The sequence below is a fragment of the Streptomyces tibetensis genome, assembly GCF_040647715.1.
In the GTDB taxonomy this organism is placed as follows: domain Bacteria; phylum Actinomycetota; class Actinomycetes; order Streptomycetales; family Streptomycetaceae; genus Streptomyces; species Streptomyces tibetensis_A.
This window is the reverse complement of sequence record NZ_JBEZCR010000014.1, coordinates 1-13,421: the sequence shown is the minus strand read 5'-3', so window position 1 is coordinate 13,421 and position 13,421 is coordinate 1. Positions and strand designations below refer to the sequence as shown.

General features: G+C 74.9%; 13 protein-coding genes. 11 read left to right on the top strand and 2 right to left on the bottom strand.

The features are described from left to right. The first annotated feature begins 431 nt into the window (after positions 1-431). From AB0B29_RS31220 to AB0B29_RS31185, 8 genes are all read left to right on the top strand, one after another. Positions 432-890, top strand: a complete 459-nt coding sequence (locus AB0B29_RS31220) for a DUF6668 family protein (RefSeq protein ID WP_362244981.1) — start codon at positions 432-434, stop codon at positions 888-890. Next, on the top strand, positions 887-1,177 hold the full coding sequence (locus tag AB0B29_RS31215) for a hypothetical protein (RefSeq protein WP_362244979.1): 291 nt from the start codon (positions 887-889) through the stop codon (positions 1,175-1,177). The genes AB0B29_RS31220 and AB0B29_RS31215 overlap by 4 nt, the downstream gene beginning before the upstream one ends. 85 nt (positions 1,178-1,262) lie before the next feature. Continuing rightward, positions 1,263-1,547 (top strand): hypothetical protein, encoded by a 285-nt coding sequence (locus AB0B29_RS31210; protein ID WP_362244977.1) that lies wholly within the window; start codon positions 1,263-1,265, stop codon positions 1,545-1,547. Between the two features lie 23 nt (positions 1,548-1,570). Further along, on the top strand, positions 1,571-2,407 hold the full coding sequence (locus tag AB0B29_RS31205) for a hypothetical protein (protein WP_362244975.1): 837 nt from the start codon (positions 1,571-1,573) through the stop codon (positions 2,405-2,407). 1 nt (position 2,408) lies between these two features. Next, positions 2,409-3,632: a hypothetical protein gene (locus AB0B29_RS31200; protein ID WP_362244973.1), complete on the top strand. Its 1,224-nt coding sequence runs from the start codon at positions 2,409-2,411 to the stop codon at positions 3,630-3,632. Between the two features lie 185 nt (positions 3,633-3,817). Then, complete coding sequence (locus tag AB0B29_RS31195) at positions 3,818-5,311, top strand: SCO6880 family protein (protein WP_362244972.1); 1,494 nt, start codon at positions 3,818-3,820, stop codon at positions 5,309-5,311. Positions 5,312-5,619: 308 nt separating this feature from the next. Further along, the gene (locus AB0B29_RS31190) at positions 5,620-7,125 is read left to right on the top strand and encodes an ATP/GTP-binding protein (protein WP_436845930.1); all 1,506 of its coding nucleotides are present in this window, start codon (positions 5,620-5,622) and stop codon (positions 7,123-7,125) included. After that, positions 7,122-8,927 carry a type IV secretory system conjugative DNA transfer family protein gene (locus AB0B29_RS31185; protein WP_436845921.1) on the top strand — a complete coding sequence of 602 codons (1,806 nt, stop codon included), beginning with the start codon at positions 7,122-7,124 and terminating at the stop codon, positions 8,925-8,927. Before AB0B29_RS31190 ends, AB0B29_RS31185 begins: the two co-directional genes overlap by 4 nt. Here the strand turns inward: AB0B29_RS31185 and AB0B29_RS31180 are convergent. Together AB0B29_RS31180 and AB0B29_RS31175 are read right to left on the bottom strand one after the other, a co-directional pair. Further along, positions 8,833-10,110: a DUF418 domain-containing protein gene (locus AB0B29_RS31180; protein ID WP_362244968.1), complete on the bottom strand. Its 1,278-nt coding sequence runs from the start codon at positions 10,108-10,110 to the stop codon at positions 8,833-8,835. The genes AB0B29_RS31185 and AB0B29_RS31180 overlap by 95 nt on opposite strands. After that, positions 10,107-10,499 carry a hypothetical protein gene (locus AB0B29_RS31175; protein WP_362244966.1) on the bottom strand — a complete coding sequence of 131 codons (393 nt, stop codon included), beginning with the start codon at positions 10,497-10,499 and terminating at the stop codon, positions 10,107-10,109. The genes AB0B29_RS31180 and AB0B29_RS31175 overlap by 4 nt, the downstream gene beginning before the upstream one ends. A gap of 134 nt (positions 10,500-10,633) precedes the next feature. Here AB0B29_RS31175 and AB0B29_RS31170 point away from each other — a divergent pair, with 134 nt between their 5' ends. The 3 genes from AB0B29_RS31170 (at position 10,634) to AB0B29_RS31160 (ending at position 13,314) form a co-directional block, all read left to right on the top strand. After that, on the top strand, positions 10,634-11,668 hold the full coding sequence (locus AB0B29_RS31170) for a C40 family peptidase (protein ID WP_362244964.1): 1,035 nt from the start codon (positions 10,634-10,636) through the stop codon (positions 11,666-11,668). A 43-nt stretch (positions 11,669-11,711) separates the two neighbouring features. Further along, positions 11,712-12,197 (top strand): DUF4913 domain-containing protein, encoded by a 486-nt coding sequence (locus AB0B29_RS31165; RefSeq protein ID WP_362244962.1) that lies wholly within the window; start codon positions 11,712-11,714, stop codon positions 12,195-12,197. 178 nt (positions 12,198-12,375) lie between these two features. Beyond that, positions 12,376-13,314, top strand: a complete 939-nt coding sequence (locus AB0B29_RS31160; protein WP_362244960.1) for a hypothetical protein — start codon at positions 12,376-12,378, stop codon at positions 13,312-13,314. Positions 13,315-13,421: the final 107 nt, after the last annotated feature.

Here is a 13,421-nt window from a genome sequence, read left to right as displayed (position 1 = left end):
ACAGCACAGCCGAAGCGCCGGCGGAGAAGGAGGGCTGACCGCACATGAGCACTCCTGAGGCGACGCCGTCGAACCCCCAGTCATGGGTCCGGGGACCGAAGCCCGGACGGCCGGCGGCCCCCGCCGGCGGTACCTCCGGCACGGGCGTCCCGCCGAGCGCGGGGCAGGGCCCGGCGCCGTCGACGGGTCATGCGACCACGACGGCTCCGAACGCCGCGCGGGCGCCCCGCCCAGGTTCCGCGCCGGGGCCGGGCACCTCACCGGGGCCTGGCAGAGGGCCGGGGCAGGCCACCCCCGGGGGCTCGGTCCCCGACCGACTGCCGGGATCCGGCACGGCGCCGGGGCGGGCCACTCGCCGGGGCCCGGCCGTCTCCGCTCCGCGGACCTCCGCCCCGGCCACCGATGGCGGCGAGGCTCCCTGGGGCGACCCGGTGCGGCGTGCCCCGGCGCGCGGGAGGTCACGGGAGGAGATCGCGTGGGTCAAGGCCCACGGCGGGGCCGGTGCCACCTCGCTCGCCGAAGCGCTCGGCGGGGTCGACGTGGGCGCGCGCTGGCCGGAGCCCGCGCGGGGTGAGCCGCGCCGGGTCCTGCTGGTCGGCCGGACGAGCGCGCGCGGACTGCGCGCCGTGTCACGGGCGTTGGGCGCGCTGCGGGACGGCAAGGCCCCGCAGGGGATCGACCTGCTGGGTGTCGTCCTCGTCGCCGACGCCCCCGGGCGGCTCCCCCTCGGCCTGCTGCGCCGCATCCGGGTCGTCCGCTCGGTCGCCCGGGTGCAGCGCGTGCCGTGGATCCCGGCCTGGCGCGTGGGCGGTCAACCCGCGCGCCTGCCCCGGCAACTCAGCGTGCTCGCCGACCTGGTGGGCGCAGACGGCGAAGGAACCGAAGCATGACCTCCCCCCTCACGAGCCGCGCCCTGCCCTTCGGCGGGCGGCTCGCCGCCTACACCCCGAGCCCCGACGCGGGCGCCATCCTCGGTGTCCTCGCCTGGTGCGCCTCGGCCGCGGGCGTCGCCGGCCTGCTCATCGTCGGCATGCAGATGGCGATCCAGCTGCGGCGCGGCGAACCGGGCGAGGGCGGCACGTACTTCCGCGGCTTCTTCTTCGTCACCCTGGCCTGCCTGCTCGCCACGACGGCCGGTCCGCTCGTCGCGTTCCTCGGTGACCTGTCCCTCCACTGAGGGCCGGGCACCCCCTCCGCACCACTCACTCACCCGCTTCCCCGCGCCCGCCGCTCACGCGCGGCGCCGACCACCCGGAGATCCCATGTCCCTGCTCCTCGAAACCACCCACCTGCTCGCCGCCGGTGTGCCCCAGCCGAAGAGCAACGCCCCCGGCGCGCTCACCACCAAGGTCAACACCGTGCTCGGCATAGCCGCCTGGGCGGGCACCGCCGCCGGCGTCGCCGGGGTGCTGATCACCGGCACGATGATGGCCATCTCCCTCAAGCGCGGCGAGAGTTCCGAACACATGAGCCGGCTCGGCATGGTGCTCGGCGGCTGCGTCCTGGTCGCCACGGCCGGTCCGCTGGTCGGCTTCGTCTTCAAATAGGCACGGACGACGGGACGATCGAGATGTTCACGCGCAGGGAGTACCGGGAGCAACGCCGGTACCGGTCCGATCCGTCGGAGCCGTACTGGAAGCAGCGCGGCTGGCAGGTGTCGGCGGCGTTCCTCGGCGTCGTCGTCCTGCTGAGCGGGATCGTCGCCCTGACGGCGGGCCGGGGCACCGCGGACGACGGCGCGAGCAGCCCGCCGTCGAAGGGACCGCTGTCCGGTTCCCCGGCCATGAAGGACGGCCGGCCCGACGGGTGCCGCACCGACGACCGCAACGGCGCCGTCATGCCCACGGCCCCGCCGGACGACGTCGACTGGCGCGCCCTCGGCGTGACGCGCGTGCCCGTCTCGGCGTCGGCCGGTCCGACCCTGACCCAGGGCCCCGTGTGGTGGTGCTTCGCGCACACGCCGATCGGGGCCGTACTGGCGGCCCACATCATTCCCTCGCACATGAGCGGCCCCGACTGGCGGACCATCGCGCAGGAGCAGGTGGTGGCCGGCCCGGGGCGGGACCTGTTCGTCTTCAAGCGGTCCACCGTCCGGGACGACGCCCCGGGCAGCACCACGGACACCGGCTCCCGCCCGGACAGCGGATCCGCCTCCGGCTCCCGCCCGGACGCCGGGTCCGGCGGCTCGTCCACCGCCTCCTACGCCGGTTTCTCGGTGCCCGCCTACTCCGGCTCGGCGGCGACGGTGGAGCTGCTGCTCAAGACCGGTCAGGGCTACGCCACGACCTCGGTCGCCCTGCGCTGGAGCGGCGGGGACTGGAAGGTCCAGCCGTCCGGCAACGGTGCCCTGCACACCCCGGTGAAGGCGGTCCAGGGAACCAACGGCCATCTGATCTGGGGGGTTTGACGTGGCGTGCCCGACCGGTAATCCCATCGTCGACATCGCGGTCGGCTTCTTCAGCTTCCTCGGCGACCCCATCGGGACCATCGTCGAGGGCGTGGCCAACGCCGTACTCGCGGGTGCCATCGCGGTGTTCGGGGCCCTGACCACCGGCATCCCGACCCTCTCGGGGACCACCACCGCCCAGGACATCAACAGCCAGACCCAGTGGATCGTGGTGTACCTGGCGGTCGGCTCGCTGTTGTTCGCGTCGGCCCGGATGGCGATCGAGCGGCGCGGGAACGCCGGCACGACCGCGCTGAAGGGCATCCTGCGGGTCGTCCTGGTCTCGGGTGCCGCCACCACCGTGGTCACGGCCGCCGCCGCCCTGTCGGACGACTACTCCACCTATCTGTTCAACGCGGGTGCGGAGAAGCAGCTGAGCGCCGTGGGCGCCTGCTCCGACGGCAACGGCATCGAGTCGTTCCTGCTGCTGGTGCTCGCCTTCCTGCTGCTGATCGCCGGGATCATCCATACGATCCTGCTCTACATCCGCCTCGGCGTCATGATCCTGCTGCTGGGCACGCTTCCGCTGGCCGCCGCCGCCTCGATGACGGACTGGGGCGGCGGCTGGTGGCGCAAGCACCTCGGCTGGATGATCGCCTGGCTGTTGTACAAACCGGCGGCCGGGCTGGTGCTGTACGCGGGTTCGGCCATGATCAGCTCGGGTCGGGACGGCGGCAGCGACATCAACGAACGCATCGCCGGTATCGGCGTGATGCTGCTGTCCGCCGTCGCCCTGCCTGCCCTGCTGAAGCTCGTCGTGCCGGCCACCGCCGCACTCGGCGGGGCGTCCGCGATGTCCGGGGCGATGTCCACGGTCGGCGGGTCCCTGGCATCCGGGGCCCGCTCGCTCGGAACCAGCGGCGGCAGTGGCGGCGGCGGGCAGAGCGGCCCGCGCGGCGCGTCGGGGGCATCCGGTTCGGGCGGCTCGGGCGGTTCCCAGGGCTCGTCCGGAACCTCCGGCGCGCCGGGTGCGCCCGGCGCGGGTCGCCCGGGCGCCTCGGGCGCCGGGGCGGGCGGGGGTGCCGGCGGGGGCGGGGCGGCCGCGGGCGCGGGCCGGGCCGCCGCGGCGGCGGGCGGTCCGGTCGGTGTCGCCGTCGGGGCGGCGGTGACGGCGGCACAGATCGCCGGCCGTACCGCCTCCGGCTCGCTGGAGGGTGCCGACCCGGACAAGGGGCACAACACCTGACCCCTGCGGGACGGACGGTCCTGCGTACCTGCCGGACCGTCCGTCCCGCTCCACCCCGAACGGCCGCCGGGCTCCCGATCCCCCCGCGGAGCCCGGCGGTCCCGGCCCTCCACAGCCGTTCCACCCGTGCCCCGGCCCGTCACCGCACCACGCCGGCGCACTCCACGAAGGGAAAACGGACCCCCATGTCCACGGAAGCCGTCACCCACCCGACCTACGGGAACTGGCGCCGCCCCCGGCGTCCCGGGCTCGGCCCGCTCGGTCTCGTCGGCACCTTCGGTGTCTTCGGCGGGCTCGTCCTCACGCTGCTCGCGTCACTGATCTCGCTGTACGCGGCGATGGTGGTGTTCACCCCCATCGCGGTGCTCCTGGTCCCGCTCGCCATCCGCACCCAGGACGGCCGCAACGTCTACCAGTTGATGGCCCTGCGCATCGGCTGGCGGCGGCGCAAGGCCAAGGGGGCGCACCTGTACGTCTCCGGGCCGCTGTCCGCCCGGCCCGGCGGCCGGTTCCGTCCGCCGGGCCTGCTCAACAAGGTGACCGCGACCGAGGGCCGGGACGCCTACGACCGCCCCTTCGGCGTGCTGCACCACCCGAGCCGCAACCTCTACACGATCGTGCTCGGCTGCGACCCCGACGGCGGTGCGCTCGTCGACCCCGACCAGGTGGACGTCTGGGTCGCGCTGTGGGGCGAGTGGCTGGCCCGGCTGGCCCACGAGCCCGGCCTGCGCGGCGCGTCGGTGATCGTGGAGACGGCCCCCGACCCCGGCACCCGGCTCGCCCACGAGGTGCTGCCCCGCATCCGGGCGAACGCGCCGGCGGCGGCCCGGGCCGTGATGGAGGAGGTCGTCGAGCGGTATCCCACCGCGTCCTCCGAGATGCACACGTACGTCAGCCTCACCTACGGCGTGCCCGCCAACCAGCGGCGGAAGAAGGAGGACGTGATCACCGACCTCGCCATCCGCATCCCCGGCCTGCTCAGCGGCCTGGTGGCGGCGGGCGGCGGAGCGGCCTCCCCGCTGTCGGCGGAACGGATCGCGGAGGTCGTACGGGTGGCCTACGACCCGGCGGTCGCCCCCGACGTCCTCGATGCCCGCGCCCGGCACGGCGGCACGGGCCTGGAATGGGAGGACGCCGGCCCCGCGGCCGCCGTCGAGACCGTGGGCAGCTACCAGCACGACTCGGGGATCTCCCGGACCTGGCTGATGACGCTGGCGCCGCGCGGCACCGTCCGGTCCTCGGTGCTCCGGGGCATGCTGGAGGCGGCGCCCGGCACCCGCCGCAAGCGGGTCGCTCTGGTGTACCGGCCGATCGACCCGGCCACCTCGGCCCGGATCGTCGAGGCGGACCGGCGCAGCGCCCAGTTCATGGCGACGTCGGGCCGGGGCATGGTGCAGGCCCGCGCGGCCTCGGAGATGCGGGCGGCGGAGCAGACGGCGGCCGAGGAGGCGTCGGGCGCCGGGCTCGTGGAGTTCTCCCTCATGCTGACGGTCACCGTCGACACCATGGAGCAGCTCGCCGACGCGAGCGTCACCGTGCGCAACCTGACGGCCGCCTCCCGGGTGCTGATGCGGCCCGCGGACCGGATGCAGGCGGCGGCGTTCAGCTGCACGCTGCCCGCCGGGATCCTCCCGTGGGAGCAGACCCTGATCCCCCACGAACTGCAGGAGGCGCTGTGAGCCGCCGCGAGGAGAGGCGGGCCGAACAGGCCGACCGGCTGGCCGAGTTGCGGGCGCGCGAGGAACTGGGCGCGCTGCGCGCAGGAGCGGGTGCCGCCCGGCCGGCCGCACCCGGGCGCGGCGAGGGGGCGGGCGAGGACGGCGGCGGGCGGAGCGGGGGCCGCACGGGCCGGAAGGCCCCGAAGGGCGGGAAGAACCCCAAGGGCCGGAAGGGGAGCGGGGGTTCGCGGGCGCGCGAGCTGTTCGTGCCGCCGCGTGGCTGGTACGGGCCCGGGGGCGGGCGGGTCGGTTACCTGGACCCGCCGACCATGTGGCGGGCCACCACCGTGCAGGCGTGCGGCATGTGGCCGTTCGCCGCGGGTTCCGGCTCGCCCATGACGGGCGTGCCGCTGGGGCAGCACCTGTTCACCGGGGCGACGGTCTGCGGCGACCCGTTGAACTGGTTCACCCGGGCCCGCTACATCTCCAACCCCTCGCTGTTCATGCTCGGCATGCCGGGCCTGGGCAAGTCCACGCTCGTCAACCGCATGCTGATCGGTCTGTCCGCCACCGGGGTCGTCCCGCTGGTCCTCGGTGACCTCAAGCCCGACTACGCCGACACGGTCCGCGCCCTGGGCGGCCAGGTGATCTCCATCGGCCGCGGCCGGGGTGGCATCAACGTCCTCGACCCGGGCGCCATGGGCGCGGCGGCGGCCCGGATCGGCGGCGAGGCGGGCGAGGTGCTGAAGGCCGAGACGCACGGCCGGGTGCTGAACATGGTGGCCGCGCTGATCACCATCGTGCGCGGCCGGCCGATGGACGACCACGAGCAGTCGGTGCTCTCCGCGGTCCTGCACCACCTGCGCGAACGTACCCCGCAGGGCCGTACGGTGCTGCTGCCGGACGTGCTCAGGGTGCTCGCCGAGGGCCCCGACCGGGTGCGCGCGGTCACCCTCGACCGGGGCGACGACGCCCGCTACCGGGACGCCGTCGACCCGCTGCACCGCTCCCTGCTGGGCATCCTCGACGGTCCGCTGGGCGACACGTTCGCCTCCGAGACCTCCACGCGCATCGACCCGGCCGCACCGGCGGTGTGCATCGACATCTCGGGCATCGGTGAGGCCGACACCCAGCTGACCGCCGCCGCGATGCTCGCCGCCTGGTCCGACGGGCTGGGCACGGTGGCCGCCTCGCACGCGCTCGCGGACGCCGGTCTGGAGCCGCGGCGCTGGTTCTTCACGGTGCTCGACGAGTTGTGGCGCCCGCTGCGCGCCGCGTCCGGCATCGTCGACCGCATCGACGCGCTGACACGGCTGAACCGCTCCCTCGGTCTGGGGGACGCCAAGATCACCCACACGCTCAAGGACGCCGAGGCCCTCGGCACCGACGCGGACCGGGCCAAGGCCCGCGGGTTCGTGGAGCGGGCGGGCATGGTGGTGTGCGCGGGGCTGCCGAAGGCGGAGATGGAGGACCTCGGCAAGGTGGTGGGGCTGTCCCGGCGCGAGATCGAGCTCGTGTCGTCGTGGTCGTCCCCGCCCGGCTGGGGGGTCTCGGGTGAGCACGAGGAGCCACCCGGCCGGGGCCGTTTCCTCATCAAGGTCGGCGGGCGCCCCGGCATCCCGATCAAGGTCGCGATCACCGACGCCGAACGCAGGCTGCACGACACCAACACCCGGTGGACGGCGAACGAGCAGACCGTCGAGCGGGCCGTCGAGCAGGAACTCGCCCACACCGCCGCGCAGGTGGCCCGGGCCGCCCGGGAGGGGGCGTACGCGCTGCCCGGCCCGCCCGAGGGCCCGGCGCCCGGGGGCGACGCGGGGAGGTGGGGCGCGTGAGGGCTCCGGGCACCGGCAGCGCGCACGAGCAGCTGCCGTGGGCGATCGTGGCGCTCGCCGGGACCGGTCTGGTCATGTTCACCGTCGTCTGGTCCGGCGGGACCCTCGGGTCGGGGCTGACGGGCAACGGCTGGCAGGGCCCGCCGTTCGCCCTGTCCACCGTGACGCGGCTGGTCACCGGCGGGCCCGGCGGCCTGTGGCCCGGGACACCGGCCGCGGCGCTCTACGGAGGCATGCTCGGGCTGCTGACGCTCCTCGCCCTGCCCGCCGCCCTGCTGACGCGCTCTCTGCTGGGCCGGGCCGGCCGCACCAAGGGCCTGGCCGGGCGGCGTGAACTCGCCGGGATGTGCCCCAGGGGCATCGAGGCCCGCGCCCGCGAACTGCGTCCCACCCTGGAGGGCCGTGACCGGCTCCACCCGGACGAGACCGGCAACCTCCTGGGCGACCTCATGCCGAACGGGCCGGAGTTGCGCAGCAGTCACGAGGACGTGGAGCTCGACCTGATGGCGCCGCGGGCCGGCAAGTCCACCGGCATCGCGGTCCCCCGGGTGCTGCGCGCCCAGGGCGCGGTCCTGCTCACGTCCAACAAGTCGGACGTGTACGCCGTCACCCGCGCCGAACGCGAGAAGGCGGGCACGGTCTGGACGTTCGACCCGCAGGGGATCGCGCACACCCCGCGGGCCCTGTGGTGGGACCTGCTCGGCGAGTGCCACACCATCGAGGGCGCCCGCCGCATGGCCGGTCACTTCGTGGCGTCCGTCAACGACGACACGGCGAAGAAGGACTTCTGGATCTCGGCCGCCCAGAACACCCTCACCGCGCTCTTCCTGGCGGCGGCCCGCAGCGGGACCCATCTGCCCGAACTGCTCGGCTGGCTCGCCGACCCCGCCGACCGCACCCCGGTCGACCTGCTGCGCGACGCCGGGCTCGTGGCGATGGCCGAGCAGTTGCAGGGCACCGTCCGCGGTGCGGTCGAGACCCGGGACGGCATCTACGAGACCGCCCGCCAGACGGTCTCCTGCCTGCTCGACCCGGAGATCCTCGCCTGGGTCTCGCCCGACCCGCGGCTGCCGGAGTTCCGCCCCGACCTGCATGTCCTCGGCCGGGACACGCTCTACCTGCTCTCCAAGGACGGCGGCGGTTCCGCGGCCGGCGTGATCGCCGGGCTCGCTGACGCGACGATGCGGGCCGGGGTGGTCGCCGCCGAGCGCATGGGCGGCCGGCTGGATCCGCCGCTGACCGCGGTCCTCGACGAGGCGGCCAACGTCTGCCGCATCTCCGATCTGCCCGACCTGTACTCGCACTTCGGCTCCCGTGGCATCAACGTCGTCACGCTGCTGCAGAGTTACCGCCAGGGTGCCCGGGTCTGGGGCGAGGTCGGCATGGACGCGCTGTGGAGCGCGGCGACGGTCAAACTCCTCGGCGCGGGTCTGGACGACGCCGACTTCGTGCAGAAGATCTCCACGCTCGTCGGCCAGCACGACGTCCGCACCCCCACCGTCTCGCGCGGCAAGGAGGGCACGTCCCGGTCGTACTCCTACCGCCAGGAGGCCGTCCTGCCGCCGGACCGCATCCGTGCTCTGCCCAAGGGCACGGCCCTGCTGCTCGCCACCGGCGTCAAGCCCGCGCTGATCCGGCTGCGCCCCTGGTACAAGGAGCCCGGCACGGCGGGGATCTCGGCGGCGGCCAAGGCGGAGACGGCGGCCATCACGGAGCGGGCCGCACGCCGTCTCCCGGCTCCGCGCTCCGCCGCGGGTCCGGCCGGGACGCGGGGGGTGCCGCTGTCCAAGCGGGTTTCGTGACCGTCCGCGGCGGGCCTTCGGGGCGCCGGGCCAGCGTCACGGCGCGCAGCACCCACTCGGCCGGCCCGTACCGCGTCCGCGCCGACAGCCGTGCGCCGAGCGCGAGCTGGGCGGCGTAGAGCAGGACGCAGCCGGTCAGGACCGTGACCGTGCCGGCCCGGTCGTACAGGCCCAGTCCGTACCCGGAGAAGACGCAGGCGAGGACGAGTGACTGGGTGAGGTAGTGGGTGAGGGCCGTGCGCCCCGCGGCGGAGAGCACACCGGCCACCGCCCGCCGGCGGGTTTTGGTCCGGCCCGTGAGCAGCAGAAGCAGACCGCAGGCGTACGACGCGGCGAGCGCCGGGGCGGTCAGGACGGTGACCGCCTGCCCGACGAGGAACCAGCGGCCGTCCAGCGGCCCGCTCGCGCAGCAGGCGGCGACCACGGCACCGCCGAGACCGAGCGGGAGCAGGCGCAGGGCGGTCCGCCGCAGCCACGCGCGGTCCTTTCCGCGTCGCTCGGCCAGCCGGGACTTCGCCGCGGCCAGCCCGCCCAGGAACGCGGCCAGCATCGCGGGCGCGTACAGCAGATCGGCGCCGAGCGCGGCCGGCAGGTCACGCAGATGCGTGCCCACAACCGAGGCGGCGTCACCCCGGTAGGCGGCGGCCCGCGCGGCGTCCCCGGGTGTGCAGGAGGTGGCGGTGACCGATTCGGTGAGGGCGACGGTCAGCAGCCCGTACCCGAGCAGCAGGGCCGCCAGGAGCAGCAGCAGGGCGGCCGCCACCCGCAGCAGCGCCCGGACGCCGAGCCCGCTCAGCCCGTACAGCACGAGAGCGAGGACGGCGTACGTCGTCAGGACGTCCCCGGGGTACAGCAGGACCGCGTGCGCCGCGCCCAGGACGAACAGGCCCGCCGTGCGCCGCAGGTGACGGGGCGCGAAGGCGGCACCGGCCCGGCGCGCGGACCGGGCCTGGAGGGCGAAGCTGTAGCCGAAGAGGAAGGAGAACAGGACGTAGAACTTGGCCGTGACCAGGGCGGTCACCGCCCACGCTGCGACGCGGTCCGCCCCCGAGGATCCGGGCCCCCCTCCGAAGACCGTGTACGGGCCCGCCATCAGCAGGGCGTTGACCACCAGGATGCCGGACAGGGCGAACCCGCGCAGCACGTCGAGTTCGTCGATCCGCCGGGCGCGGGACGGGCTCATCCCGCCGTCACGAGCCCGGTGCCGAACGCCACGGTGGCGGACAGGAACCACCCGAACGACGGCGCCAGCAGATGCCGGGTCGTCCACAGCCTGGCCCGGGCGGGGCGCTCGCGCGCATGCACGACCGGCACGCTGCCGCCGACCGGCGGCACTCCGCAGAACGGCCCGAGCGGCCCGGGATCGAGGACGAAGTCCCTGCCCAGGTGGTCGGAGAACACCACCAGCCCGCCGCGCCCGCGGTCCGTCGACGCGCGCGCCGTCACCCGTCCCGTCACGCGCCGTCCGCGCGCCCACAGGGAGGCGGCCGTCGCCAGCGCCCGGACCGCGGCCAGCAGGAAGCCGAGGCCGAGCCCCGTGCACAGCGCGAGCAGCACCACCTGTGCGTTCACATCAACCCCTTCGCCGACGCCCTGTGGGCACAACGGCCCACGGGGGCCTCCCGGTTCACACCGTCCTTGAACCTCCACGGGGCACGGGTCCGTTGTGCGGGTGCCCCCGTGACCACGAAGGAGCCACGAACCGCATGACACAGAACCCGGGCGCGCACGGCCGCCGGACGGCGGCCGTCGTCACGCTGGCCCTGGCCCTGACGGCGACGCTCCATCCGCCCGCCGGCGCCGAACCGCAGACCCTTCCCGAGGTGCGCGCCGAACTCGACCGCCTCTACCACCGGGCGGAGGTCGCCACGGAGAAGTACAACGCGCTGGACGGCAGGGTCGCCCGGCAGGAGAAGCGCCTCGGTACGCTCCGGGCCCAAGTGGCCGCGGCCGAGCGGAAACTGAGCCGTCTGACCGCACTGGCCGGGGCGGCGGCCCGCTCCCAGTACCGCGGGGGCGGTGTCCCCGCCGAAGTGCAGTTCGCCCTCGCCCGCGATCCGGAACGCGCGCTGGACAACGCGTCCCTGGCCCGGCAGGCGCAGCTGGCCACCCGGCGGACGGTCGGCAGCCTGACCACGACGCAGGAGGAACTGCGCACCCGCAGCGACGCGGCGGGCGCGGAGCTGGGGCGGCTGCGGAGGAACCGCGGTTCCCTCGGCTCCCACCGCAGGACGATCCTGTCGCGCATCGACGAGGCCCGGAAGGTGGAGTCGCGGCTGGAGAGCACACAGCGCCGGGAACTGGCCGCGCTGGAGCGCAGGGCCGCCGACGAGGCGCAGGCGGACTGGGTGCGCACGGGTGTCCTCGACGACGCCGGCACCGAGGGCGGCCCCGCGGGCCGCGAGGCCGTCGCCTTCGCCCGGCGTGAGCTCGGCAAGCCGTACGTCTGGGGCGCCGAGGGTCCCGGCTCCTACGACTGCTCCGGCCTGACCTCACAGGCGTGGCTGAAGGCGGGTGTTCCGATCCCGCGGACCTCGCAGGAGCAGTGGCGGCGGCTGCCCCGCGTCCCGGTGACGAGGATGCGTCCCGGTGACCTGATCATCTACAACGCCGACGCGAGCCACGTCTCCCTCTACATCGGAGGCGGCCGGATGATCCACGCTCCCCGCCCGGGGCGGCACGTGACCGTGGCGCCGGCCGGGTCGATGGAGATCCTCGGGGTGGTGCGGCCCGACGCCTGACCACCCGAGGTCCTCCGAGTCCACCCCTCAGCAGGAGATTGCCATGTCCACCACTCAGACATCCCCCTCGGCCGCCGGGGGCCGGGCCGACACGTCCTCCCCCGCACCCGGCGGGGAGTCGCCCAGCCCGCCGCGCTTCATCCTCTACCTGGACGGACCCGCGTACGCGCAGACGCTGCGCCAACTGACCCTGTGGACGCACCACGTGCTGCTGCCGGTCTACGGCAGGGAGGTCAGCTCCCAGTCCCCCTGGTGCTCCGTCTGGTGGGAACACCCCGAGGCCGTGGCCCGGTTGCACGGCCTGTGGCTCGCCTGGGGCGATCTGACCGGGCCCGGCTCCGACATGACCGGACCGGCCGTCTGGCACCGCGACCACCTGTCGTCGGTCATGGACAGCCTGCGCGACCCGCAGGGCCCGTTCGCGGGCTGCAAGCCCGGCATGCACCGGCCGAAGGCGGCACCCACCGTCGAGACCATGGATCCCTTCGGACCGCCGCCGCCTCCCCCGCCGCCGTCCCCGTGGTCATGACGGGCCGCCGGGCGAACGCCCGGGTCCGGCGCGGCGCGTGCGGGGCGAAGGGGATGAACCGTCCACCCCCGCTGCCGCGTTGTGTTCGCGATCGGTGCAGCCATCCGGTCGGCGGTGCCGGTCCCGGCGCCGTCACAGGCTCCCCAGGGAGCGCTCACCTCCCGGAAGGAAGGGTGACATGGCAGGATCCGAACACTCGGACGACAGCGCCAATTCCAACGCCAGTTCCTACTCGTCCGTAAGGATCTCCGACGACGGACGGCGGGCGCGGGCCCGGGTCTCCAGCGCGGCGGTCCCGGACGACGCGCCCGCGCTGTTCACCGGTGCGGGCACCGGCGTGTACGACCAGACAGCCCGGCAGTTCTACGCGGTCAACACGGACCAGCCGCAGGGCCGGCAGGTCGCGCGGTGGAGCAAGAGTGCCGCCGCGTGGGTCGCGGAGAACAAGTCCCGCATCGTGAAGGCACTGGTCGACGTCACGCCGACGATCGTCCAGGGCGCCTCGCAGTTCACGTCCGGCCGGGCCGCCACGATCGTGAACGGCGTCGGCATCGCCGCGCAGGCGGGGGTGGCCGGCTACGAGCTCTACGGCCAGGTCCAGCAGCACCGGGCGGGCGGCCACGTGGACCCCGTCCAGGTCAGCGCGAGCCTCGGCCGGCTGGCGTCCACGGCGCTGAACACCTACGCCGCCGTGGCCGACCAGGAGTCGGCGACCACCAAGATGGTCGGCGGAGCGGGTTCGTGGGTGGCCGGCGGGGCCACGGCGGCCGACATCGTGCACCATGCCCACACCGACCCGGGCCGGGTCGCGGACGACCCCGGCTACGAGATGTACGGGATGCACCACAACCCGGTGCTCGGCAACCAGCCGGGGCAGTATCCGCCCGGGTTCACGCCCGTCCCGGCGCCGCCGTCCTCCAGCTCGTCCCTGTCGGCGCCGGCCACCAACACACCCGCCGGCAACACTGCGGCCAACACCGCACCGGTCAACAACGCCCCGGCCGGGAACTACAGTCCGGCCGTCGGCACCTCCACCGGCCGCAGCAGCCGGCAGCCCACGGATGCACAGGTGTCCAAGAAGGCCCAGGGCAAGAAGCCGGTCGGCCGCGGCCGCTAGGCACACGCACCACCGGCCCGGTGCACGCCGGCCCGGTGCACGCCGGCCCGGTGCACGCCGGCCCGGTGCACGCCGGCCCGGTGCACGCCGGCCCGGTGCACGCCGGC

What these genes read in the sequence shown, in the direction of transcription:
- AB0B29_RS31190 (WP_436845930.1), top strand. Translation starts at nt 5,620, where the DNA reads ATGTGGCGGGCCACCACCGTGCAGGCGTGCGGCATGTGGCCGTTCGCC.
- AB0B29_RS31210 (WP_362244977.1), top strand. Translation starts at nt 1,263, where the DNA reads ATGTCCCTGCTCCTCGAAACCACCCACCTGCTCGCCGCCGGTGTGCCC.
- AB0B29_RS31195 (WP_362244972.1), top strand. Translation starts at nt 3,818, where the DNA reads ATGTCCACGGAAGCCGTCACCCACCCGACCTACGGGAACTGGCGCCGC.
- AB0B29_RS31170 (WP_362244964.1), top strand. Translation starts at nt 10,634, where the DNA reads ATGACACAGAACCCGGGCGCGCACGGCCGCCGGACGGCGGCCGTCGTC.
- AB0B29_RS31180 (WP_362244968.1), bottom strand. Translation starts at nt 10,110, where the DNA reads ATGAGCCCGTCCCGCGCCCGGCGGATCGACGAACTCGACGTGCTGCGC.
- AB0B29_RS31215 (WP_362244979.1), top strand. Translation starts at nt 887, where the DNA reads ATGACCTCCCCCCTCACGAGCCGCGCCCTGCCCTTCGGCGGGCGGCTC.
- AB0B29_RS31205 (WP_362244975.1), top strand. Translation starts at nt 1,571, where the DNA reads ATGTTCACGCGCAGGGAGTACCGGGAGCAACGCCGGTACCGGTCCGAT.
- AB0B29_RS31165 (WP_362244962.1), top strand. Translation starts at nt 11,712, where the DNA reads ATGTCCACCACTCAGACATCCCCCTCGGCCGCCGGGGGCCGGGCCGAC.
- AB0B29_RS31160 (WP_362244960.1), top strand. Translation starts at nt 12,376, where the DNA reads ATGGCAGGATCCGAACACTCGGACGACAGCGCCAATTCCAACGCCAGT.